This is a genomic window from Ralstonia sp. SA306 (assembly GCF_054792405.1).
Genome location: NZ_CP096452.1, coordinates 607,359 through 630,753 on the forward strand (window position 1 = coordinate 607,359; position 23,395 = coordinate 630,753).

At 63.5% G+C, this 23,395-nt stretch carries 21 protein-coding genes; 11 read left to right on the forward strand and 10 right to left on the reverse strand.

Annotated features, from left to right (window positions below):
- From M1D44_RS19385 to M1D44_RS19420, 8 genes are all read right to left on the reverse strand, one after another.
- Positions 1–432, reverse strand: a complete 432-nt coding sequence (locus M1D44_RS19385; protein ID WP_024979308.1) for a YciI family protein — start codon at positions 430–432, stop codon at positions 1–3.
- Between the two features lie 157 nt (positions 433–589).
- Positions 590–1,420 (reverse strand): hypothetical protein, encoded by an 831-nt coding sequence (locus tag M1D44_RS19390; protein ID WP_316853670.1) that lies wholly within the window; start codon positions 1,418–1,420, stop codon positions 590–592.
- 278 nt (positions 1,421–1,698) lie between these two features.
- Entirely contained in the window at positions 1,699–2,352 is a 654-nt protein-coding gene (locus tag M1D44_RS19395) for a GntR family transcriptional regulator (protein ID WP_024979306.1), read from the reverse strand.
- Positions 2,353–2,578: 226 nt separating this feature from the next.
- The gene (locus M1D44_RS19400) at positions 2,579–3,787 is read right to left on the reverse strand and encodes a porin (protein ID WP_024979305.1); all 1,209 of its coding nucleotides are present in this window, start codon (positions 3,785–3,787) and stop codon (positions 2,579–2,581) included.
- A 59-nt stretch (positions 3,788–3,846) separates the two neighbouring features.
- Positions 3,847–5,199, reverse strand: a complete 1,353-nt coding sequence (locus M1D44_RS19405; RefSeq protein WP_024979304.1) for a TRAP transporter large permease — start codon at positions 5,197–5,199, stop codon at positions 3,847–3,849.
- A gap of 6 nt (positions 5,200–5,205) precedes the next feature.
- Positions 5,206–5,694, reverse strand: coding sequence for a TRAP transporter small permease (locus tag M1D44_RS19410; protein ID WP_037032478.1), 489 nt, complete (start codon positions 5,692–5,694; stop codon positions 5,206–5,208).
- Between the two features lie 133 nt (positions 5,695–5,827).
- Positions 5,828–6,820, reverse strand: coding sequence for a TRAP transporter substrate-binding protein (locus M1D44_RS19415; RefSeq protein WP_112187529.1), 993 nt, complete (start codon positions 6,818–6,820; stop codon positions 5,828–5,830).
- Positions 6,821–6,899: 79 nt separating this feature from the next.
- On the reverse strand, positions 6,900–8,915 hold the full coding sequence (locus M1D44_RS19420; protein WP_316853671.1) for a glycoside hydrolase family 28 protein: 2,016 nt from the start codon (positions 8,913–8,915) through the stop codon (positions 6,900–6,902).
- A gap of 674 nt (positions 8,916–9,589) precedes the next feature.
- Between M1D44_RS19420 and M1D44_RS19425 the strand changes: the two genes are divergently transcribed.
- The 8 genes from M1D44_RS19425 (at position 9,590) to M1D44_RS19460 (ending at position 19,090) form a co-directional block, all read left to right on the forward strand.
- A complete protein-coding gene (locus M1D44_RS19425; RefSeq protein WP_316853672.1) occupies positions 9,590–11,887 on the forward strand; it encodes a LamG-like jellyroll fold domain-containing protein in 2,298 nt (765 codons plus the stop codon).
- Between the two features lie 200 nt (positions 11,888–12,087).
- Positions 12,088–13,062 (forward strand): MerR family transcriptional regulator, encoded by a 975-nt coding sequence (locus M1D44_RS19430; protein ID WP_235193276.1) that lies wholly within the window; start codon positions 12,088–12,090, stop codon positions 13,060–13,062.
- A gap of 100 nt (positions 13,063–13,162) precedes the next feature.
- Positions 13,163–13,891: a GTP cyclohydrolase I gene (gene folE / locus M1D44_RS19435; protein ID WP_024979298.1), complete on the forward strand. Its 729-nt coding sequence runs from the start codon at positions 13,163–13,165 to the stop codon at positions 13,889–13,891.
- A gap of 28 nt (positions 13,892–13,919) precedes the next feature.
- Positions 13,920–15,215, forward strand: a complete 1,296-nt coding sequence (locus M1D44_RS19440; RefSeq protein WP_316853673.1) for an NAD(P)/FAD-dependent oxidoreductase — start codon at positions 13,920–13,922, stop codon at positions 15,213–15,215.
- Positions 15,212–15,979 (forward strand): DUF1365 domain-containing protein, encoded by a 768-nt coding sequence (locus tag M1D44_RS19445; RefSeq protein WP_024979296.1) that lies wholly within the window; start codon positions 15,212–15,214, stop codon positions 15,977–15,979. Before M1D44_RS19440 ends, M1D44_RS19445 begins: the two co-directional genes overlap by 4 nt.
- Positions 15,976–17,175, forward strand: a complete 1,200-nt coding sequence (locus M1D44_RS19450; RefSeq protein ID WP_024979295.1) for an SAM-dependent methyltransferase — start codon at positions 15,976–15,978, stop codon at positions 17,173–17,175. Before M1D44_RS19445 ends, M1D44_RS19450 begins: the two co-directional genes overlap by 4 nt.
- Before the next feature lie 2 nt (positions 17,176–17,177).
- Positions 17,178–17,954, forward strand: a complete 777-nt coding sequence (locus tag M1D44_RS19455) for a DUF1295 domain-containing protein (RefSeq protein WP_024979294.1) — start codon at positions 17,178–17,180, stop codon at positions 17,952–17,954.
- A gap of 35 nt (positions 17,955–17,989) precedes the next feature.
- On the forward strand, positions 17,990–19,090 hold the full coding sequence (locus M1D44_RS19460) for an SAM-dependent methyltransferase (RefSeq protein WP_316853674.1): 1,101 nt from the start codon (positions 17,990–17,992) through the stop codon (positions 19,088–19,090).
- A 15-nt stretch (positions 19,091–19,105) separates the two neighbouring features.
- Here the strand turns inward: M1D44_RS19460 and M1D44_RS19465 are convergent, their stop codons facing one another.
- Positions 19,106–19,636: a DUF2878 domain-containing protein gene (locus M1D44_RS19465; protein WP_316853675.1), complete on the reverse strand. Its 531-nt coding sequence runs from the start codon at positions 19,634–19,636 to the stop codon at positions 19,106–19,108.
- On the opposite strand from M1D44_RS19465, the gene M1D44_RS19470 reads away from it, so the two are divergent.
- Positions 19,625–20,257 (forward strand): lipocalin family protein, encoded by a 633-nt coding sequence (locus M1D44_RS19470; RefSeq protein WP_316853676.1) that lies wholly within the window; start codon positions 19,625–19,627, stop codon positions 20,255–20,257. The two genes, M1D44_RS19465 and M1D44_RS19470, sit on opposite strands and share 12 nt — an antisense overlap.
- Before the next feature lie 11 nt (positions 20,258–20,268).
- On the opposite strand, the gene M1D44_RS19475 is transcribed toward M1D44_RS19470, so the two are convergent.
- On the reverse strand, positions 20,269–20,748 hold the full coding sequence (locus tag M1D44_RS19475) for a chalcone isomerase family protein (RefSeq protein WP_428984667.1): 480 nt from the start codon (positions 20,746–20,748) through the stop codon (positions 20,269–20,271).
- A 347-nt stretch (positions 20,749–21,095) separates the two neighbouring features.
- Here M1D44_RS19475 and M1D44_RS19480 point away from each other — a divergent pair, with 347 nt between their 5' ends.
- Together M1D44_RS19480 and M1D44_RS19485 are read left to right on the forward strand one after the other, a co-directional pair.
- Positions 21,096–21,755 (forward strand): lipocalin family protein, encoded by a 660-nt coding sequence (locus tag M1D44_RS19480; RefSeq protein ID WP_316853678.1) that lies wholly within the window; start codon positions 21,096–21,098, stop codon positions 21,753–21,755.
- Positions 21,756–21,832: 77 nt separating this feature from the next.
- The gene (locus M1D44_RS19485; RefSeq protein ID WP_316853679.1) at positions 21,833–23,374 is read left to right on the forward strand and encodes a cryptochrome/photolyase family protein; all 1,542 of its coding nucleotides are present in this window, start codon (positions 21,833–21,835) and stop codon (positions 23,372–23,374) included.
- Positions 23,375–23,395 lie beyond the last annotated feature (21 nt).

A 23,395-nucleotide genomic window follows, 5' to 3' on the forward strand; every position in this document is an offset into this window, starting at 1 on the left:
TTATTGCTGCTTGGCCGCCAGTTCTGCGCGCAGGCGTTCTTCGCGCTCGCGGGCTTCGGGTGTGAACTCCGCACCAAAATCTTCCGCTTCAAACACGCGGCGGATTTCCAGGCGCACATTGCCGCCGGCATCCAGTGCGGGCCAGCGCTTGACCCACTCCAGTGCTTCTTCTTCCGACTTGACTTGCAACATTGTGTAGCCGGCGATCAGCTCCTTGGCTTCCGCAAACGGGCCATCGATCACCGTCGGCTTGCCATTCTTGAATTCCACGCGTGCGCCGCGCGAGCTGGGGTGCAGCCCTTCGCCGCCCAGCAGCACGCCTGCCTTGGCCAAGTCTTCCATGTACTTGCCCATGGCGGTGAGCAGTTCTTCGCTCGGCATGACGGCGGCTTCGGTGTCTTTGTCGGCCAGACGCAGGATCATGAATCGCATGGTGTTTCTCCTTGAGTTCGATGGGTTTGGAGGCGACGCATGATGTTCGCGCCTCTACTTGCACGTCGAATGAAGGGTGGGCGGAATCGACAGACCTGGCAAACGAAAGTGTAACAACATGTAACGGGAGGGTGCCTGAAGAGCGCGCTGCTGCCGATCAACGGCATTTGACCTCGTAGTCGGCAACGTGCGGCGGGTCGTCCTCCCCTGCGGTGGTCACGGTCAGCTTGCCGGCGGGGCCGGTGTAGCTGAAGTCGCAGTAGGCGAGGCCCGTGCCTGCACAGTTTTCGGTTTCTACCAGACCCTGCTTGACCAGGGCGCTCTGGCGCGGCTCGCCGTTGGGGCCGCCTCGTACAGGCTTCCAGCCCCTGGAGGCGAGTGCCTTGCGGGCCTTGTCGATCGGCATGCCGTAGATGGCCGGTACCTTGGCGCGGCCATGGCAGACGGCATCTTCGTCGGCAATTTTGCTCAGGCGCACCGTGCCGTCAGCGTCGACACGCAAGTCACCGACCGGCGACGCAACCATGTCGCCGTCCCACACGCGCACGGCGCCGCCTTCGAGCGCGGTGAGGGTGCCGATGGCGGTGTCTTCGGCGGATTTGCCGTAGGCCAGCGCGACGAGCTTGTCGTTGTCGAACACGGCCACGTTGCCTTGCGTGATGCTGCAGGTTGCGCTGGTACCGGCTTCCAGACGGCCCGCAAAACTGATGGCGCGATACGTGCCGGAAGAGGCCGAGCCAAGCGGCACATCGGCCATGACCGCCCAGCCTTGTGCCGCCACCTGCTTGGCTGCTGCCGATGCCGGCTTCATGACGACCTGTGGGCAGTCAGCTCGGTCGCTCTTGCTGCCGGTGGCCTTGGGCAGCACGTTCAACGGCTTGATGCGGATGTCCTTTACATCGGAGGCCACGCGCAGGGCGTTCGTTTGTGCCAGCGCTGGCAGCGCGAGTGCCAGGCTGAGTACCAATGCGGCAGCAGGCAAGGTCATCGGCAAAGGGTTCACTGAAGTGCAATTCGGCATGGAGGGCGGTGCATGGGAAGCGGGTTGATCTGACATGATCCACTGCGCATGTGAACCAAGGATTAACAATGCGCCAGGGCCGAACGACTGGTGCATGCGACAGGGCGATTCGGGAATGTGCATTCCCGGGGGAGGGGATGTTTGTGCCGGAGCCAGTCACGGCGGTGCGGGCTGGCGAAGGCCGTGCTCCGACACGGTGCATCAAGCGGCCGCCCCAGCCTGAAGCGGCCACTTGCCCGGACCCGCTAGATGGTGAAGTACTCCGGGCGCAGCCGGCGGGTAATTTCCAACACGGGCAGCACGTGATCCAGGTGCTCCCGCATGGCGCGCACGGCGCGTTTCGGATTGTTGGAAGCGAGGGCGTCGATCACCGCGCGGTGCTCGGCCAGGACCTCGGTCATGCGGCCCTCCAGCGGTAGGGTCAGCAGCCGGTAGCGGTCGATCTGCGTTTTGACTTCCAGGATGATCTGCCAGACGCCGGGGTAGCCCGACAGCTCGGCCAGCGTGGCGTGAAAGGCTTCGTCGGTGCGGAAGAAGCCGCGCCGGTTGCTCTCTCGAACGCATTGCGCCTGCCGTTCGAGCACGACGTTCAGCTTGTGGATGCCTTCGGGCGTCATGCGCTCGGCAGCCTTCTCGATGATGGCGACTTCCAGCGCGCCGCGCACGAGCATGGCTTCTTCCAGCGTATTGAGCGGAATGCGCGACACGAACGTCCCGACGCGGGCCTGGACGTCGATCAGCCCTTCCTCGGCCAACCGCTGGACGGCCTCATGAACGGGGGTACGGCTGGTGCCGAATTCTTCTGCGAGATCCTTCTCGACGATGCGCGTTCCGGGTAGCAGTTCCATCTCGACAATCCGCTCACGCAGCTTCAGATACACGCGTCGGGCGGCGGTCATGGTGGCCTCGTCCTCAGGGGGCGAGGGGAAAGGGCGCGAAGTCATACAGCTCGCAACGAGTTCGGGGGGAAGTGGAAGGGATCGCAACGGCGCGGCCTGAGGTGTCGATGCGGTCAGAGACCAAGGGCAGCGCGGGCACCATGATAGCGGCAAACTCCGCGCACTTGAACTGAGGTGAACCCGGTCACAGCGTCCGGGCGGACGCCGTGACCGGCGCTCAAACCGGTCAGAACCGGTGAATCATGCCGACAGCCACGGTAAGTTGCGACCCGGTTGCCGAAGGCGCGCCGTTCTGGCCATCGCCGATGGACGCCGTGGCATCGATGATGCCCCCCGTGGGCGAGATCGTCTTACCCTTTGCTTTCTGATACGCCTCCAGCAGGTACAGGCCCGTGCGCTTGGAGAAGCTGTAGTACTGCGACAGGTTGAACTGGTGATATGTCGCCGCGTCCGCAATGCCGTTGGCCTTGGTGGCGCGCGTGTACGAATAGCCGGCGGCCAGGTCAAGCGTCGGGGTGGCCTTGTAGTGCAGGACGGCACCGCCGGTATTGAAGATCGCCTCGCTGGCGAACTTGGAGTTCACACCCGGGATGTACTGCACGTTGGAGTACGACACCGACACGTCCCATGCCGGCGAGAACGTGTACGAACCGAGCACGGCAAAGCGCTGTTGCGCCGCCGCCAGTTGGTAGCCGGCGTTGATGGCGGACACGGCCGGCTGGCTGCCGTTGTTGGACAGCGCTGAGTTCGCGCCCCAGGCACCGCCGCCCACCGTCGAGTTGTTCACGCGCATGAAGCCGGCGCCCACGCCGACCGGGCCATTGGCATAGCGCGCGGCAAAGCTCCAGGTGGAACCGTTGCCCACGCTGCCAGGCGTTTCGCCCATGCCGTAGGAGCCGCTGAAGGTCACGCCGCCCAGCGTGGGCGAGGTATAGACCACGGAGTTGTTGACGCGGTAGTTGGTGTCGAGCGAGTCGATATCGCCCGGGTGCGCTCCGTAGAAGCCGGTCAGCCAGTTGATCGGGCTGTACGGGGCCAGGATCGAGAAGTACGCCGTGTACTGGCGGCCCAGCGTGACGGTGCCCAGCTCGCGGTTGGCCAGACCCACGAAGGCCTGGCGGTTGAACATCAGCCCCGAGACCGATTGCGAGCCCGTGTCGCCGTTAAAGCCTTCTTCAAGCACGAACTGCGCGCTGTTGCCGCCGCCCAGGTCTTCGTTGCCCTTGAAGCCGAAGCGGCTACCCGACCAGATGCCGCTGTTCTGCTTGACGACCGAATGGCCGTTCGACGTGGACCCGACCGAGGTCTGGTTGCTCTGATACCCGACCGACACGTCGATGTTGCCGTACAGCGTGACGCTGCTCTGCGCGTACGCTGATCCGGCGATGCCTCCTGTGAGCGCGATCGCTGCCGCGATTGCTACTTGGCTCTTCATGATGACTCCTTCCTTGATGTCGCAGCCGTGGCTGCATGTTGGTTATTCGTTGGGTTGCCTCAGTACACCGGGTGCCCGTTGATCACGCTCGGCAGCCAGGTCGAGAAGAACGGCATGTACGTCACCACGTTGATGGCGGTGAAGATGGCGAGGTAGTAAGGCCAGGCGATCTTGGTGGTCTCGCCAATGGAGACTTCGCCGATGGCGCAACCGACAAACTGCACTGAACCGATGGGCGGATGCACCAGACCCAGCGAGCAGTTGAGCAGCAGCATGATCCCGAACTGCACCGGGCCGACGCCGCAATGCATGGCCATGGGCAGGAACAGCGGCGTGGTGATCAGGATGTGCGCGGCCATGTCGACGAACGTGCCCAGGAACACCTGCAGGACGTTGATGTAGAGCAGCATCAGCCACGGTGCGGCGCTGGTCTGCGTGAGCATCTGCTCGATGGCGTCCGGAATCTCCAGGTAGGCCATCTGGAAGCGCAGCATGTTCGACACGGCAATCAGCAGCAGCACCACGCCCGTGGTCTTGGCGGCGTGGGCCAGCGCACGGCGGAACTTGGTCCACGTCATGGAGCGATAGACGAGCACCGTCAGGCACAGCGAATAGGCGACTGCGATGGCCGCGGCTTCGGTGGCGGTGGCAATGCCCATGGCCACGCACACCAGGATCAGCGCGATCACCATCAGGCCCGGTACTGCGCCCACAAAGGCACGTGCCACGGCAAACCAGCCGGGGAAGGGCGGCAGCTCGGTCGAGCCATCGGCGCGGCGCGGGAAACCGTAGCGCTTGGCTTGCCAGTAGGCGGCGATTAGCACGAAGCCCATGACCCACAGCACCGGCAGCAGCCCCGAGAACAGCAGGTCGCCAATCGACACGCCGCTCACCTGCTGGCCGTTGAGCGAGCCCACGATGCCTTGCGCCGCAAAGGCGTAGATGATCATGTTGGTGGAGGTCGGCATGAGCGCGCCGGCCAGCGAGGCATGCGTGGTCACGTTCACGGCGTAGGCCGCGCTGTAGCCTTCGCGTTTCATCAACGGAATCACCACGCCGCCCATGGCGGACGTGTCGGCGGTGGGCGAGCCCGAGACGCCGCCGAACAGCGTGCAGGCCACCACGTTGGCCATGCCCAGGCCACCGCGGAAGTGCCCCACCAGTGATTGCGCGAAGCGCAGGATGCGGTCTGCAATGCCGCCGTGCAGCATCAGCTCGCCCGACAGGATGAAGAACGGCACGGCCAGGAACGAGAACGCGTTCATGCCCGAGATCATCGATTGCATGGCGGTGGCCGCCGGCAGGCCTTCGTGCAGATACGTCAGCACGCATGACAGGCCGAGCGCGAATGAAACCGGTACGCCCAGCAAGAGAAACGCCAGAAAACTGACGGAGAGAATGGCGAGATCCATGGTGACTTAACTTGCGTCTTGCGCGAACAGCCCGACCAGGCGTTCGAGAGCGAACAGGGCGATGGCGACACTCGCCACGATAGGAATCCAATAGCGAACGGCTTCAGGCAGCCCGAGAATGGGAATACGGTCACCGAACGTGGTTTCGGCCATATCGAAGCAGCCGATGAAGATCACCACGGCAAAGGCGATCAGGCACAGCTTCTGCAGCACGTGTGCAGCGCGCTTGCCGCCTGCGGGCAGGCGTTCCACAAAGGAATCCAGGCCGATATGGCCGCCTTCGCGCACCTTCAGCGCAGCGCCGAACATGGCAATGACCACCACCATGAGCAGGGCGATGGGTTCAACAAAATCCGGCGCGTTGTTGAAGACGTAGCGCATGATCACGCCGTAGAAGACAAGCACGGTCAGCGTGGCCAGGCATGACGCCGCCACAAGCGTGAGCACGAGCGCAAACGCATCGTTGATGCGCTTGAGTAAAGACATCGATTGCATGCTGAACCTGGAGGGAACGCGGTATCGGAGGTGGGCAGGCGGGGCCGGTGTACCAACGACGTACATCGGGAGCCTGCCCGGCGCGGGGCCTGCGGGAAAGTCGCAGGCCCCGCGCTTGAGCGGTGATGCAGGCTTACTTGGTGGCCACGATCGCGTTGACGATGTCCTTCATCTGCGGCGTGGTCTCGTACTTTGTCCAGATCGGCTGCATGGCCTTGACGAAGGCGGCGCGGTCAACCTGCGAAGCCGGCACGATGGTGGCGTTGCCCTTGGTCACGGTTGCCGTGGCGGCCTGCTCGCGCGCGGTCCAGAGCTTGACGTAGTACGGCACGGAGTCGGCAGCTGCCTTGCGGATTGCGGCTTGCTCCTGCGGCGTGAGCGTGTCCCAGATCTTCTTGGAGAAGACGAGCACTTCCGGCGTCATCGCATGCTGCGTTTCGGAGTAGATCTGCGCGACTTCAAAGTGCTTGGTTTCTTCATACGACGGGATGTTGTTTTCCGCCGCATCCACCAGGCCCGTCTTCAGGCCGGTGTAGACCTCGCTGAACGGCATCGGCGTGGGCGTGCCGCCCATGGCCTTGATCTCGTCGACCATCAGGTCCGACGGCTGCACGCGGATCTTCACGCCCTTCATGTCGGCCGGGGTGTGGATGGCCTTCTTGGCGTAGATCGAGCGTGCGCCGCTCTCGTAGAACGTCAGCGCAACGAAGCCCTTGGCGGCAAACGAATCGAGGATCTTCTGGCCGACCGGGCCGTACATCACCTTGCGGAAGTGGTCGATGTCGCGGAACAGGAAGGGCAGCGAAGGAATGACCGATTCGGGAACGATCTCGTTGAATGCCGCGCCGTTGGCACGCACCATGTCGATCGCGCCAATGCGCACCTGGTCGATGGTGTCTTTCTCCGAGCCGAGTGCGCTGTTGCCGAACACCTTGACGGAGTCCTTGCCGTCGGTGGCCTTTTTGATCTCCTCGCCCATGAACTTGACGGCCATGTTGGTGGGGTAGGTGTCGCCGTGCACGTCGGCTACACGGAAGGTGCGCGCGTGCGCAGCGCCGCTTGCGAAGGCGGCCAGCAGCGCGGCGAACAGCAGGGAGGTACGAGCGATTGCGGTAGGGCGTTTCATGATGGATGTATGGGCAGCAGGGTCGGAATAAAAAGGCGCCGGCCAGCGGAACCAGCCGAGCGCGAAGGAGGCGGGTTGCTCAGCGGGCGTCGGTCACGGTGGTGTTGAAGGTCTGTCCTCCGATCACGACGTTCTGCAGCGTGATGTCGTGCACGTTGTAGGCGTAGATCGGCCCAGGCGTGGTGGCGCTTGCGGGGCCCGCCGCCGTGGGCGTGCCGAAGTTGCAGTTCGAGATCGTCACGCCAGTGATGGGCGGAACGGTGGGCACAGGCAGCGCGCCGTTGTAGTCGAACGCCACGGGGCCCTGCGCAACGATGGCCTGGAAGCATGAGCCCGTCAGGCTGACAGTGGTGACGTTGCCGGCGGTTACGTTGGAGATGTTCACGTTCTGCACCAGGGCTGGCCGCGTGCGGATGGCATCGGCTGCAGGCTGGTAGTCGCAGTCGAACGTGATCAGGCCGCCTTGCGAAGCTGACGGGTTGGCTGCGGCCGCCGTCACCACGCCCAGCGGCACCGTGCTGTTGATCGGGCTGCCCGCCAGCATCTTGCTGCCGTAGCCGGCACCCGTGAGGTTCACGCCATTGGGCAGGCTGACGTTGGTGACATAGAAGTTCTTTACGAACCCGCCGCGGTTCATGTTCGTCTTGATGCGGATGGCGATGTTCAGCGAGTTCGTTGCCCAGAACTGATTGAGCATCGCCAGGTTGCGCGCATAGATGTTCTGTACGCCGCCGCCCATTTCGCTGCCCAGCGTGATGCCGCCGTGGCCGCTGTTCATCGTGCAGTTCTGGATGACGTGGTCTTGCGCCGGGCCGTAGCCGGTGTCGAGGTTCTTGCCCGACTTGATGGCGATGCAGTCGTCGCCCGTGTTGAACGTGACGTTTTCGCACAGCACATTGCTGCAGGCGTCGGGGTCGAAGCCGTCGTTGTTGGGGCCAATGCTGTCGACTGTTACGCCACGGATGACCACGTTCGTGCAGTGCACCGGATGGTGCTGCCAGAACGGCGTGTTGACCGTACGGTAGTTCTCCATCAGCACGTTGGTGCAGCCGATGAACTCCACCATGCACGGACGCAGGTAGTGGCCGAGCCCGAAGATGCGCTTCTCGACCGGAACGCCGGCTTCGGACAGCGCGGGCAGGTAGTTCTGGTCTTGCTGCCAGGGCGTCGCCGGATTGGTGAGCAGCGTGTAAAGCGCGCTCGGAATGCCCGGCACCGCGGTCTGCAAGTCGACGTTGTTCGGGTTGCTGTAAGCCTGCGATGGCGTGCTTGAGCTGGCGCAGCCATAGGCGCCGTTGGTGCCCTTGAAGGTCCACCAGCACGTGCTGGTGTTGCCCGTGCCGGCAAATGGCGTCATGGCCTGGCCGTTGAGCACCGAGGTCGCGCCTTCGCCCGTGAGCGCGATGTTGCTGGCGTTGCGTGCGTAGATGGGCGAGCCGTAATTCAGGCAATCGTCGGCCTGCCAGCGGCTGTAGTAGAGCTTGCCGTTGGTGCCGCAGTCGATCGGGCCATCCTTGGCATAGTCCGCCGGATTGGCGCTGAAGTAGATCGTGCAGTTAGCGCTGAGGTGAAAGTTGACGTTGCTCTGCAGCACGATCGGCCCGGCGCAATACCACGTGCCCGACGGCACCACCACGCGCCCGCCGCCGGCTGCGTTGCATGCCGCAATGGCTGCCAGGAACGCCGGGCGCGAATCGAACGCGCCGGGCGCTTGTGTTGCGCCCGCGCCTGAACTGACGGGCGACTTGGTCGGGTCGGTGTAGGGGCTGGTTTGTGCGACAACGCTGCATGGCTGTGCGCCGTACGCCTCGACCTGGAAATCGACTGCCGGGAATGCACTCTGTGCCACGCCTTTCAGCGACGAGATGATGGTGGTAGCCAGGCCGTTCGTGCCCCAGATCGGGTCTGCCTGCACGGGCGCCGTGGGCGTGGTGGCAACTGGTGCTGCGGCGTCGTCGGAGCTGCCGCCACAGGCGCTCACCAGCGCCCCGCCTACGACGGCACCGCCGTAACTCAAAAAGGCACGTCGCGACGGATTGTGCGGGGCGCGTGCATCAGATGCCTGCCGCCGCCGGTTACGGAAGGGCGCTGTCATTGGGTCTCCTCGTCTAGTTTTGTTTGACGTGTCGACCCGGCAGGAGGCTGCGGAATCCGGGCACGTCTTTTGATATATCAGAATTTATGGATTGATATATTAGTGGTCAAGGGCGGGTTTTCCCGATCCCCACCCGCGGGGTACACGGGGCTGCAGCAGCCATGTACCCGCTCGGCGGAGCGTCGCGTCGGGCTCGCTGACATCGCCTGCAAACACGGCTGAGGCAACCAAGGATCGCCCGTTTATCGCCCGCTGTGGATGCTGCTGCGAGCCGGCGCAGCCCATGGCAGTGCGGCATCGGGCCGTCGCGCACCGCATTCAAATAGGCGCGGTATTCCTATGCACTGAATTGCGATTTGATCCAAACGCGATCGAATCTGCATGACTTAAAGAAACGCCCCTGTCACACATCATTCCTACCATGCGAGTGCCAATCGATGTGACCGATTCATTTCATGAATCGCAGCCAATAAAAAGAGCATCGAACGCATTCGCTATCTGAGTCTTTTTGAGAATGTTTTGTCTCGGAGGCTCAGTACGGTTGATCTGTGTCGATGAGAATTGCGATTTTTCGGGCGTCACTTTCATTTCCCTTCGAACGTTGGACCAACCCTGCGAATTGCGACGGCAATCGCTTTGTCTTCTGGGTAGCCTAAAACGTAACGGAGAGAACCATGTCAATGAAAAGTGGGGCCGATCAACAGCAGCTGACGCTGGATGATCTGGCTGCGGTTCCTGAACTGAAGCGCCGGCGATTGCTGCGCATGATGCTGGCTTCGACGGCGGTCGGCCTGTCGGGCGTGCTGAGCGGGTGCGGTGGCGGGGATTCGCCGGACGCCTCAACGGGTTCCAGCTCAACGGGCACCTCGCCAGGGGCGGGCGATCCGGGCACCGGAACGACGACGCCGAAGCTGGGGTCGTCATTTACGCTGGCGGCCTTGCCGGATACGCAATTTTATCCGCGCTATGCATCCGCAAAAATGGGTGGGTTGTATCAAAAGAATTATCCAGCCATCAATCCGCAATTCGATAATCCATTCAAGGCGCAAACGCAATGGATTGCCCAAAATGCAAAGGCGCTGAAACTGGCATTTACCACACACCTTGGCGATATTGTCGACCAGTCCTGGTATTACACTTCTGAAGGTTCGGCGCCGTGGAGCACGAGTACCGATCTGCTCAGCAACAGCCAACTCAGCAACGGCACGGTGACCAAAGAGTGGGAATTGGCCAGCCAGGCAATGCAGGTGCTGGAAAAGGCCAACTGCAACTATTCGATTTGCGCGGGCAACCACGATGTCGGCGCTATCGGCTCGTCGATGCAATGGGGGCCTGACTGGGGCGTTGGCGTCTCCGGCTTCGATAACACCGACGGATACCAGGACGGCGGCAGCCACCGGCAAGGGCTGGTGGAACCCTATCTGAAGGTGTTCCCAACCGCGCGTGCACAACGGCAGGCAACCTTCGGCGGCCGCCATGGCTCGGGCTTTCACGAGTACCACGTCTTCCAGGCGGAAGGGAATCAGTTCCTGGTGCTGTCGATGTCTTGGCGCGCTTCGGACGATGCGATTGCATGGGCCAACTGGGTCATCGCAAAGAACCCCGGCATTCCGGTCATCCTGATTTGCCACCAGCTTGCGGGCATTGGCCCGGACGCTGTTACGGCAGCCGATACGGCGTATTCGAACTACCTGTGGGACAAGCTGATCAAGAATAACGATCAGATTTTCATGGCCGTTTCCGGTCACTATCACGGCTCGTGCAAGATGACGAAGAAAAACGCCGCCGGCAACGACGTCATCTTCATGGTCGTCGATTATCAGATGGCGTATATGGGCGGCAATGGCCTGATGCGCTTGTACGAATTCGACCTGACGAACAACAAGATCATCGCCAGTTCGTTCTCGCCGTGGGTGCCGGTCAAGCCGGAAGCGAGCCTGAATCAGTTCGATTCAGCATGGCTGACGGCAGATAACCAGCACTTCTCGATCGACATCGATTTTGCCAAGCGCTTTGCCGGTTTCAATCCCACCTTCAAGGCCGCAGCCGGCTCGGTGTCGGGCAGCCTGACCGACGTCGCTAAGGGGCTGATTCTCGCGAACTATCACAACCCGCCGCAGGACGCGGGCAAGCCGGCGTCCGGGCCGAACGACTACCCGGTGGTGCCAAACACGCTGGCGCACTGGCGCTTCTACAACACAGCCGCTGCCGAAGGCGAGGCGCTGTCTCCGTATCAGCCGGGCTTCCAGATCAGGGATGTGTCCGTGCCGGGCGATACCACGGTGGGCACGAATCCCATCTCGCTGAACACATGGATGGGCGGGCAACCCGGCGACCTGGTCTGGTCGAAAGACCATCACCCGCTGTCTTCCGCGCCGGGCAGCCTGCAGTTCAAGAACGCCAACCAGACGAGGTCTTCGTATTTCACGACAGACCCCACTTCGGCGCTGAATGTGCAAACGTTTGCCAATGGCTACACCATCGAGGCCTTCGTGAAGATCGACTCGGCCTGGACGGCGCAGAACAACGCGTGGATGGGCATTCTCTATCGGCTTGGCGCACGCAGCGCAGCCACTGGCGTGTCGTGGCCGGGCGATGTCGACCAGGGCGACACGATGGCGATGTTCGCGTTTTCCAACCTGATGGAGTTCCAGTGGGAGGTCATCCCGACCGACAACACCGAGAACCTGGCGTGCTGGTCGGGCGGTGTCTCTGCGGGGCAGTGGCTGCACGTGGCCATCGTCAATGATGGGAAGGGCAGCACGACGATGTATGTGGAAGGCGCCCCCATCCTGCGCAACAACAGCGGGATGGACGGCATCCGCTATGTGGCGAGCACCCAGCAGATGGCGATCGGCTGCGCGCAATACGGCGGCAGCATGGGCAATGGGTTCTTCGGCAGCCTTGGGGAGATGCGGATTGTCGGCGCGCCGCTGCAACCGAACCAGTGGCTGACGGCTCGCGCTTCGTAACGAGAAAACGACTCCCGCCGGAGCGGTACGGCGGGAGCATGCCGATGTGGCGGCCTTTGCAACGTGTTGGCCCGCCCTGGAATTTCGACTCAATTCCGACTCATGCACGCGCAAGAAGCGCGTTTTGCGCTTCATTTCATTGACGATGTTGGCGGCACAGCGTTTCATGTCAGCAAAGCAGCTCTTGCATGGAGACGCACGTGCCACACGAAGACAACGCGGCCCCGATGTACCGAAGCGGAACGGCCGCCCGCATGGCCAAGATGCCTGTATCCACGCTCCGCGTGTGGGAACAGCGCTATGGCGTGATTTCGCCCGCCAAATCGGTATCGGGCCAGCGGTTGTATTCGAGCGAAGACGTCAAGCGCCTGATCCTGCTGCGCTCGCTCGTCAATCAGGGGCACGCGATCGGTGCCATTGCGCATGCCGACAGTGCCGAACTCCAGCAGTTGCTGGAAACCTCCCAGGCCGCTGAAACGTCGGCGCCGGTGCCATCCACCGCGGCAATTTCGCTTGCGGTCTGTGGTGCGTTGCTGGCGGAGCGTGTCCGGCGCAGAAAGAGCACGCTCGCGTCGCTGGGGATCGAGCCTGTCATTGCGCTGCCCGCACTCGACGGTGAGACCCCGCTTGAGCAGTTGCCGCACGCAGACGCATTGATCGTGGAGGCCGCGTCCCTGCATCCGGAGACGGCGGAAGCTGTATTGGCGGCAGCGCGGCGTTCGGGTGCCAGTGCCGTGGGCGTGATCTACAGCTTTGGCACGGTTCGCGCCACCGACATGCTGCGCGCGGCCGGCGTGCGGCTGTATCGGGAGCCCAACGCACACGGCGAACTCGATCAGGTCCTGCAAGAGCTGGCGCAGCTCGTGCGCGTCGACGCGGTCTACGGAAAGCTCGAACCGTTGCGGCGCAATGCGCGCCGGTTTTCGGACCGCCAGCTGGAAATCTTCGCCAACGCATCCCAGACGATTGCCTGCGAGTGCCCCCGGCATCTTGTCGGGCTGATCCGCCAGCTCGACGCGTTCGAGCGTTTCAGCGACGGCTGCGCGGTGCGGTCGGCGCTCGACGAACAACTGCACCGCCATCTTGGGGATGTCGCCAACCGCGCGCGGTTGATGCTCGAAGACGCGATGGAATTCGCCATTCGGGCCGAGACGCTGAATCCACCTGCGAGTTAGCTGCGTATAGGTAGCGTATGCGTCCTATCGTCCTCGCTCGTCAACTCGCCTGAGGCGGCATGGGCGGTGAGCGCACCGCCGATTTTCGGAGGCAACTTCAATGAAACTGACTTTAGATCCGCCCGGATTTGCCGGGGCGGCTGGCAGCGTGCCGCTTTCTGTCCGGATTCGGGAGCGGCTGATGAGTGCCGGCCACCGCTTTCACGCCAATGACAACATCGCCGCCTACCTGCGCGACGGCGAGCTCGATCTGCTCCAGGCCGAGGTCGAGGAGCGCCTGCAGGCTGTGCTGCGCGCGCTGGTCATCGATGTCGAGCAAGACCATAACAGTCGGGAGACGGCTCGCCGCGTGGCCAAGATGTTTGTCCGCGAGGTGTTTGCCGGGCGCTATGTCGAAGCGCCCGAGGTGACGGCATTTCCGAATGCGGAGCGGCTCAACGAACTCATGGTGGTGGGCCCGTTGCGCGTGCGCAGCGCCTGCTCGCACCACCTTTGCCCTGTGATGGGGCGTGCGTGGGTCGGCGTCATGCCACGCAAAGACTCCCAACTGATCGGGCTGTCCAAATATGCCCGGCTGATCGATTGGGTCATGAGCCGCCCCCAGATCCAGGAAGAAGCCATCAAGCAGATTGCCGACTTGCTGGAAGACCGCATGGCGCCCGACGGCCTGGCGGTCGTGCTGGAGGCGGAACACTACTGCATGCACTGGCGCGGCACGAAGGACGACGGGTCGCGCATGGTGAGCAGCGTGATGCGCGGCGTGTTCCTGACCGATCCCAGCCTGCGGCGCGAGTTTCTTGCGCTGCTGCCCGGCCGCCACGGCGGATGAGCGCCCAGCCACCCGAAGAGACATCGCCTTGAAGATTCTTCAGTTTCCTGCGAAGCGCATTGCCGTGATTGGCTCCGGCATTTCCGGGCTGGCGGCAGCGCATTTTCTTGCGAAGCGGCACGCCGTGACGCTGTTCGAGGCCGCACCACGGCTTGGCGGACATACGAATACGGTCGACATCGAGGAGGGCGGTCAGGTCTTCGGCGTCGACACCGGCTTTCTCGTATTCAACGCGCGCACGTATCCGAACCTGATCGCGCTGTTTGACGAGCTTGGCGTCGCCCATTGTGAGAGCGACATGTCGTTCAGCGTATCGGTAGACGGCGGTGCGCTGGAGTGGGCCGGCACCAGCCTGAGCACGGTCTTTGCGCAGCCGCGCAACCTGGTGTCGGCGCGGTTCCTGTCGATGCTGAGCGACATCCTGCGCTTCAACCGGCAAGCGCACGCCAACCTGGCGGTGGCGCGCAATGAGCGCCATAGCCTGGGCGCGCTGCTCGCCGCCGGCCGCTATGGCGAGCCGTTCTGTGCGCACTATCTGTTGCCGATGGCGGCGGCAATCTGGTCCACGCCCAGCCGCGACATCCTGGCGTTCCCCGCGGAAACCTTCCTGCGGTTTTGTCTGAACCACGGCTTGCTGCAGGTCTTCAACCGGCCGCGTTGGCGCACCGTCAAAGGCGGGGCACGCAGCTACGTCCACGCGATTGCGCGCGGGCTGGCAGACGTGCGAGTCGGCACGCCGGTACGCGGCATCCGCCGTGCGGCGGACCATGTCGACGTGCGGACCGACTCCGGCAGCGAGCGCTATGACGCCGTGGTGCTCGCCACACATGCACCGCAGACGCTGCAATTGCTCGACGATGCCACGGGCGACGAGCGCGCCGTGTTGGGCGCATTCCGCTATCAGCCAAACACGGCCTTCCTGCACCGCGATACGCGTCTGCTGCCGCGTCGGCGGCGCGTGTGGTCGGCGTGGAATTATCTCGATGCCTCGCAGGCTGGCACAACCGGGGGGGCGCCGTGCGTCAGTTATCTGCTGAACCAGCTGCAGCCGCTGCCGGTGTCGTCGCCGGTGGTCGTGACCTTGAATCCGTCCGACCCGCCGGCGCCCGAGCTGGAGTATCAGCGCTTCACATACGAGCACCCGGTGTTCGATCAGCCTGCCATCGACGCGCAGGCTCGTTTGCCGGCGCTGCAAGGTCGCGGCCACACCTGGTTCGCGGGCGCCTGGACGGGATACGGGTTCCACGAAGACGGGCTGAAGTCTGCCCTGCGCGTGGTGGCGGACTTCGGCTGCGCCCCCGCATGGGCAAAGGTGGCGTCATGAATGGCGACGCGCAACTTCTTGTCGGCCAGGTTATGCACCGCCGCCTGCGGCCGGTGGCCAACCGCTTTGTCTACCCGGTGTTTGCCGTGCGCGTGAAGCTCTCGGCGCTGGGGCGCCTGACGGGCGCATGGTTTGGGGTGGACTGCCTGCGGCCGCTGTCTTTGCGCGTGCGTGACTATGGCCCGCGAGACGGCACGGATTTGCTCGCCTGGATACGCGGCGTGCTGAGCAGCGCGGGTTTGCCCGCCGATGGCGAGGTCTGGTTGCAGACCTTTCCGCGCATTGCCGGCTGGATGTTCAACCCCGTCTCGTTTTGGTATTGCCACGACGCGGCCGGCACGCTGCGCGCGGTGCTGGCCGAGGTCAACAACACCTTTGGGCAGCACCACAGTTACCTGCTGTGCGCACAGGACGGCGGAGCCATCGGCGCACAAACCGTGCTGACGTGCCTTAAGCAGTTGCATGTCTCGCCCTTTTGCAGGGTCGAGGGTGGTTACCGGTTCCGCTTTACCGAGACGGCGGCAACAGCGCTGGTGCGCATCGATTATCACGACCAAGACGGCCTCTTGCTGCACACCGCCATCGGCGGACGGCTGCAGCCGTTCGATGCGGCTCATCTGCGCCGTGCATTGCTGAAGCAGCCGTTGCTTGCGCTGCAGGTCATCGGCCGCATCCACTGGCAGGCTCTGCGCTTGTGGCTCAAGGGCGTGCCGTTCCTTGGCCGTGATGCCCACGACAGAACTTCTCCGGAGAATTCCCGATGACAGCCTCGCGCTCCCTGGCCTGGGTGCCGCCTCATGTTCCTGCGGCCGGCCGGCTGTTCTTGGCGCTGGCCGGTCGGCTGCGGCACGGCTTCCTTCATCTTGTCACGCCCGATGGCGATGTGCAGATCGGCGATGCCGCGTCGTCGCTGGCAGCGGATCTGCGCATCACCGACTGGCGCGCCTGCGGGCGCATCCTGCGCAGCGGCGATGTGGGTTTTGCCGAGGCCTATCGCGACGGATGGATCGACACGGGCAACCTGCCAAACCTGCTGCGCCTGGCCATCGTCAACGCCGCCACGCTCGATCAGGCGATCTTCGGTAATGCGCTGGCGCGTTCCGTCCTTCGCTTGCGCCACCTGCTGCGCCGGAACAGCCGCCGCGGCAGCCGCCGCAATATCCACTTGCATTACGACCTCGGTAACGATTTCTATCGGCTGTGGCTGGACGAGGGCATGGCGTATTCGTCTGCATGGTTCAACGGCAACCTGCGCCAGGGGTTGGCAGACGCGCAGGCCGCCAAGTACCGGCGCGTGTGCGATCTGCTCAGGGTGGGGCCCGGCATGGAAGTGCTGGAGATCGGCTGCGGATGGGGCGGCCTGATGGAGATGGCCTGCGCGCGCGGTGCGCATGTGCACGGCATCACGCTCTCGGAAGAACAGCGCCGCTACACGGCTGAGCGCCTGGCCGACGAGCCACGGGCCCACGTTGAACTGCGCGACTACCGGGACCTGGATGGTGCTTACGACGCCATCGCCTCCATCGAGATGTTTGAGGCGGTGGGCGAGTCTTATTGGTCGACCTACTTTCAGACGCTGGTGCGCTGCCTGCGCCATGGCGGGCGGGCCCTGGTGCAGAGCATCACCATCGACGAGGCCCACTTCGAGCGCTACCGCGCCGGCACCGATTTCATCCAGCAGTTCATCTTCCCGGGCGGCATGTTGCCCAGCCGGGAGCGCTTTATCAAGCTGGCGGAACAGTACGGCTTGCGTGTGGTCGACCGCCTCGACTTCGGCCGCGACTACGCAGAGACACTGCGCCGCTGGAGCCAGCGTTTCGAAGCCCGGTTGGAATCTGCGCGTGCACTCGGATTCGACGAGCCCTTCATCCGCATCTGGCGGCTCTACTTCGCTTACTGCGAGGCCGGCTTTGACGAGGGCAGGATCGGCGTGTCGCAGTTTCTGCTCGAGCGGGGCTGAGCATGTCGGCGATTGGCGTCGCGCTCGTTGCGCTGGTGTTTCTGGTGGCGGTGTTCAGCGCCGTATGGGCGTGGCAGCTTCGCAGTGGGAACGCCGGCATGGTCGATCCGGTCTGGGCGTTCTCGCTGGGCATGGTGGCATTGCTTTACGCGTGGCTGGGTGCGGGGTCGTTGCCCGCACGTGTGCTGGTCGGCGTAGGAGGCGCAGTGTGGGGAGCGCGCCTTGGCTGGCACCTGTGGCGGCGCAATGCCGGCAAGCCGGAGGACGCGCGCTACCGCAAGTTGCGCGAGGAGTGGGGCAGCGCCGCACCGCGAAACATGTTTGGCTTCTTCCAGTTGCAGGCGGCGGTATCGATGTTTCTGTCGATCGCGTTTGCCGTGCCGAGCTACCGGCCGGATTCACCGAGTGCCCTTGCCATGGCGGCCGCTGTGGCCCTGTGGCTGATTGCGGTGACGGGCGAAGCCCTGGCCGACAGGCAACTGCGCAGTTTTGCGGCGGACCCGGTCAACCGGGGCAAGACCTGCCGAGTGGGCCTGTGGCGCTATTCGCGGCACCCGAACTATTTCTTTGAATGCGTGCACTGGCTGGCCTACGTACCGTTGGCGATCGGCACGCCGTGGGCATGGCTCACGCTGTTGCCACCTGTGGCCATGGCGTGGCTGCTCGTGAAGGTCTCGGGCGTTCCCATGCTCGAAGCCCATATGCGTGCCACGCGTGACGACTATGCCGAATACGCCCGCACAACGAGCGTGTTGATCCCCTGGCCGCCGCGCCACTGATGTACAGACGACATACAGACCCAAGGAGCCCCGACATGACTGCGCTGTCCACGCCGACCCTACCGCCGCAGGCCGCGGCCGATGCACGCGAAGGCTGGCTCATCCAGTGCTGTGAGCGAGGATGGCTGCCGGATTCGCTGGTGCGTGCTGGCATGCGCGCCCTCATGCGCCAGCGTTTGCAAGACGAAGGCCTTCACGACGGCGAACTGCGTTCGCGACGCTTCAACGCGCTGCTGGATGAGTTGCGCGCCAGCCCCATTGCAATCGAGACCGACGCGGCCAATACGCAGCACTATGAATTGCCGCCCGCATTCTTCGAGGCCCATCTGGGCCCGCAGTTGAAGTACTCCTGCGCCCTGTATCCGAGCGGTAATGAAACGCTGGCCGAGGCAGAAGAGGCCATGTTTGCCTGCTATGCCGAACGCGCCGGACTGGCCGACGGCCAGTGCATTCTCGACCTGGGCTGCGGGTGGGGATCGCTGTCGCTATGGATGGCCAAGCGCTATCCCAACGCACGCATTGTGGCGTTGTCGAATTCGCGCGGTCAGCGTAGCTGGATCGAGGCCCGGGCGGCCGAGCGCGGGCTGACGAACCTCAGCGTGCACACGGGAAACATCGTCGATTTCGAATTTGCAGAGATGCCCGAGGGCGGCCGCTTTGACCGTGTGGTGTCGATCGAAATGTTCGAGCACATGAAGAACTACGGCCTGTTGCTGGGCAAGATCGCGCGGTGGATGCGCCCGGATGCGGTGCTGTTCGTGCACATCTTTGCGCATCGCACGCTGGCGTATCACTTTCAGGTGCAGGACGGCACCGACTGGATGTCGAAGTACTTCTTCACCGGCGGCACCATGCCATCGGAAGCGCTGCTGCTGCATTTCCAGGAAGACCTGCGTGTGGCGCGTCACTGGTGGGTCAGCGGCGTGCACTACGCGCGCACGGCGGACCATTGGCTGACCAATCTTGATGCGGCCCGTGACCGGTTGATGCCGGTGTTCGTGCAGACGTATGGCGAGCGCCAGGCCGCCGTGTGGTTTCAGCGGTGGCGCATGTTCTATCTGGCGGTGTCGAGCTTGTTCGGCTATGCCGGCGGCAACGAGTGGGGCGTGGCGCATTACCGGTTCGTCAAGCGCTAGGAAGGGCGGCAGCAGTCAGCGCGGGATGCCCGTTCCGTCGCTGCGCTCACCCATCCATACCAGCAGCGGCATCCATAGCGCCCAGCCGACGGCCAACGCGCCCAGCGTGGGGGCCAACTGCGAAATGTGGGCCGCCCCAAGCGCCGCTCCTGCACGAAACGACAGGGGGCCGGCAATGGCCCCCAGCACCATCGCCAGCCACCACCTGCCGCGCAGCCAACGAAAGAGGACATTCACTTGGATCGCGAACAGTACCCACAGCGCCAGCAGCCAGGGCGGTACGAACCCGGCCCACACGGCCCCGTGCGGATAGGCGATGAGCCCGGAGCGCATCAGGAGCGTCTCCCACGGCGCCGCGAGCACCACCACCCACACCACCAGCCGCCATTCCTGGTACGGCTGGCGGGCCTGCCGCAGATGAAGCGCGAGCAATACGGCGACAAAAACGATGCCGACCCACGCGGCATCGCGCGCGGCACTCAACACACAGACAAACCAGCCGGCTTGTCCGGCTACCGTATAGAGGAGAGCACGATGAGAACGCATCAAAGAGGCCACCGTTGGCTCACCGTGTCAGGTTGGGCACGTCGTTTGGCGGTGTTCACGCTGGCCATCGCCAGCGCTGCCTGCTCCAGCCCACCCCCGAATCCCAACCCGAGGGCTGCCGTGCCGCTGAAGACGGTACCGGTTGATCTGCCGCGCTACATGGGGCGCTGGTATGTCATCGCCAACATTCCGTACTTTGGTGAGCGCGGCAATGTCGGCAGCTATGCCGAATGGTCCCTGCGGCCCGATGGCCGTATTGACGATGCCTATGTCTACCGGCCAGGCAGTTTCGATGCACCGTTCAAACGCATGCAGTTCGTTGATTCGGTGGTGGACGGGAGCGGTGGCGGCGAGTGGCGCGTGCGGTTGTTCTGGCCCATCTACGTCTCGCAGCTGACGCTGTATGTCGACCCGGAATACCGGGTGACGCTGCTCGGCTATCCAGACAAAAGCCTCGGCTGGGTGTTCTCGCGCGACCCCAACATGAGCGATGCCGACTATCGCGCAGCATTGAGCCGTTTCGACGCGATGGGTTATGACATTTCGCGTTTCCGGGGGGTGCCGCAAGTGCCGAGCCAGATCGGGCAACCGGGCTTCCAGTCGCCGGGAGATGCCAACTAGCCGTGCGCGCATCAACGTGACTTGCCCAGGAGGTGACGACGCAGGGACGGGGCGCGCGTGCCGGGTGCCAGCCAGATATCGAAGAAGGCACGCGCAAAGGCGGGATCGTCCACCTCGGTCGTCAGTTGTCCATTGGCGTAGAAGCGTGCACCGCGTCCGGGCAGATACACACCGCACAAGGTGTCGCCCGGCCTGACGTCAGGGAAAGCGGGGGTCATTGCACGCTGCCATTGCGCGAGGGTGTTGTCGGACGGAACGGGCGCCTGGAGCCTGCGAATTTCGTCGATGGCGGTCTCGATGAGCCGGCTCCGTTCGATCGCACGCCGATACGTCACCTCCAAGGCAAAGGGCGCGTCATAGCTGGGTGGGAGTTCTGCGCTCCATAGCTGCGCATCGTAGAGGCAGAACCCGAAAAGGCACAGGGCACCCTTGCCGGAGAGTTGCGGGGAGGGCACCGTGTCGCGGCAGTCCGCCCACGCTCCAACGCTCATAAGCGTACAAAGCGTGAGGATCAGGGCTCGGACGGCGTGAATGCGTTGGGCAGGCATATCGCTAGGGCGTGCGTACATGTAGGTCAAGCGGTGAAGTGTCCGCTTCCAAAGTCTACTGACGGAGCGCGTGACGCGGAAACGCTGGCACAAAGTTTTCTTGATGCAAAACCTGCTCACGATTGACACCGCTGAGCAACACTGAAGTTGAGGCGGCGTAAGCGGATATGCCAACTCAAACCATGTTCATTGGCGGAAATGAGCCGCTTGTTCTGCTGCATTCCGTTGACGCGCTGCGTTGTACAGCGTTTCATGTCGCAAGGAGCGGCATTCACTCTAAGGGGACTTGGATGGCAGATGTGTTGACAACTGCATTTCAATTCGCGAAGCGCGTAAGGCTGCATGGTGGGGGCGTGTTCAAGCGGAGCGGCGTTGTTCTGCGGGCCGCTTCATTGCGCGCGGTGCGCGCGCGCCTGCACTGGTTGGCACCGTTGCTTGCAGGGGCATTCCTGGCGGGCTGTGCGCCAACAAGTCCGCCTGAAGGCATCACGGCGGTCTCGCCGTTCGATCTTCAACGCTATCAGGGGCGCTGGTACGAGCAGGCCAGGCTCGATCATTCGTTCGAGCGGGGCCTGACCGATGTGTCGGCCACGTATCAGCCCCAACCCGATGGCAGCGTTCGCGTGGTCAACCGTGGCTTTGATCTTGCCAAGGGCGAATGGCGCGAGGCCGTGGGCAAAGCGCTGTTCGTGGGCGAGCACGATACCGGTTCGCTGAAGGTGTCATTCTTTGGCCCGTTCTACGGCGGCTATCACGTGGCAGCGCTTGATCCAGCTTATCGCTGGGCCCTGGTTGTCGGGCCTGACCGCAGCTACTGCTGGGTGCTGACACGAGACAAGCATCTCGATCCCGCACAGCGTGAGGCGATCTTTGCGCGTGCGCGTGCGCTCGGCATTGATACGTCCGCGCTGATTTCCGTGCCCCATGAGCGGCAGGACCCGTCTCAGTAGCAGCGAGGGCGCATGCACCACACCAAGGGCGAGTACGAGGCGCAAGACCGTGGCGCCATGTTCCCGAGAGCAATGACATGAACCAGCGTGCGAAGACGCTCCGGCTGGTGCTGGGCGATCAGCTCAACCCGCAGCATTCCTGGTTTGCGCATGTGGACCACGACGTGGTTTACGTGCTGATGGAGGTGCGGCAAGAAACCGACTACGTGCTGCACCATGCACAAAAGATCCTCGCCATCTTTGCAGCCATGCGCGACTTTGCACAGGGGCTGAGAGCCGGCGGCCACCGCGTGCGCTATGTGGCGATCGACGATAAAAGCAACCGCCAGTCCCTGACCGAGAATCTCGCCGCGCTGGCCGGACACTACGGCGCCGAGCGGGTGGAGTGGCAATCCCCGGACGAGTGGCGCGTGGATGCACAGTTGCGCGAATGGGCCGAAGCGCAGTCGCTATCCACGTGCGAAGTCGACACCGAACACTTCCTCACGGGCAGGCATGACCTGGCCACCATGTTTGCAGGCCGCAAGCAGTGGCTGATGGAGCGGTTCTATCGCGAGATGCGCCGCCGCTTTAACGTGCTGCTCGACGACACGGGTGGGCCGGAGAGCGGGCAATGGAATTTCGATCATGACAACCGCAAGCCGTGGCGCGGCACGCCCCCCGAACCTGCCGACGCGCGCCCCGTGCATGACCACCAAGCGTTGTGGCGTACCGTGGAACGCAGCGGCGTGAAATCGTTCGGCGACCCGCTGGCCAGTGAGTTTCGGTGGCCTGTGAACCGCACGGAAGCGCTGGCTTGCCTTGACGCATTTATCGAACAGACGCTGCCGCACTTTGGCGATTTTGAAGACGCCATGAGCAGCAGCCACCAGCGGCTATTCCACTCGCTGCTGTCTTTTTCCCTCAACGTGAAGATGCTGAATCCGCGCGAGGTGGTCGACCGGGCAGAGGCAGCGTATCGGCATGGCAGGGCGCCGTTGCCAGCAGTGGAGGGGTTCATCCGTCAGATTCTAGGCTGGAGGGAATATGTACGCGGCATCTATTGGGCGCAGATGCCCGGATACGCGTCGTGCAACGTGCTGAACCATGATGCGCCGCTGCCATCGTGGTTCTGGAATGGAAAGACCCAGATGCGCTGCCTGCAATTGGCGATTGGCCAGTCGCTGCAAACCGCTCACGCCCATCACATTCAACGCCTCATGGTGATCGGCAACTTCGCCTTGCTGGCAGGACTCTCACCCGACGAGGTGCACCGCTGGTATCTCGGTGTGTATATCGACGCATTCGAATGGGTGGAGCTGCCGAACACGGTGGGCATGAGCCAGTGGGCAGACGGCGGACGCATTGCCACCAAGCCGTATGTCAGCAGTGCCGCTTACCTTTCGCGCATGAGCGATTACTGCAAGGGCTGCCACTACGACAGCAAGCAGCGTGTCGGAGAGCGCGCATGCCCTTACAACGCGTTGTACTGGGATTTCTTCGCACGCCATAGTGATGTGTTCGGCCGCAACCCGCGCCTGGCCCTGGTGTATCGGCAGCTCGCCAAGATGGACACCGAGGAGCGCGATGCACTACGCATGCGTGCAGCCCAGGTGCGCGCGCGGCTTGAAGCGCTATGACGGATGCGGCGGCCCGCACGG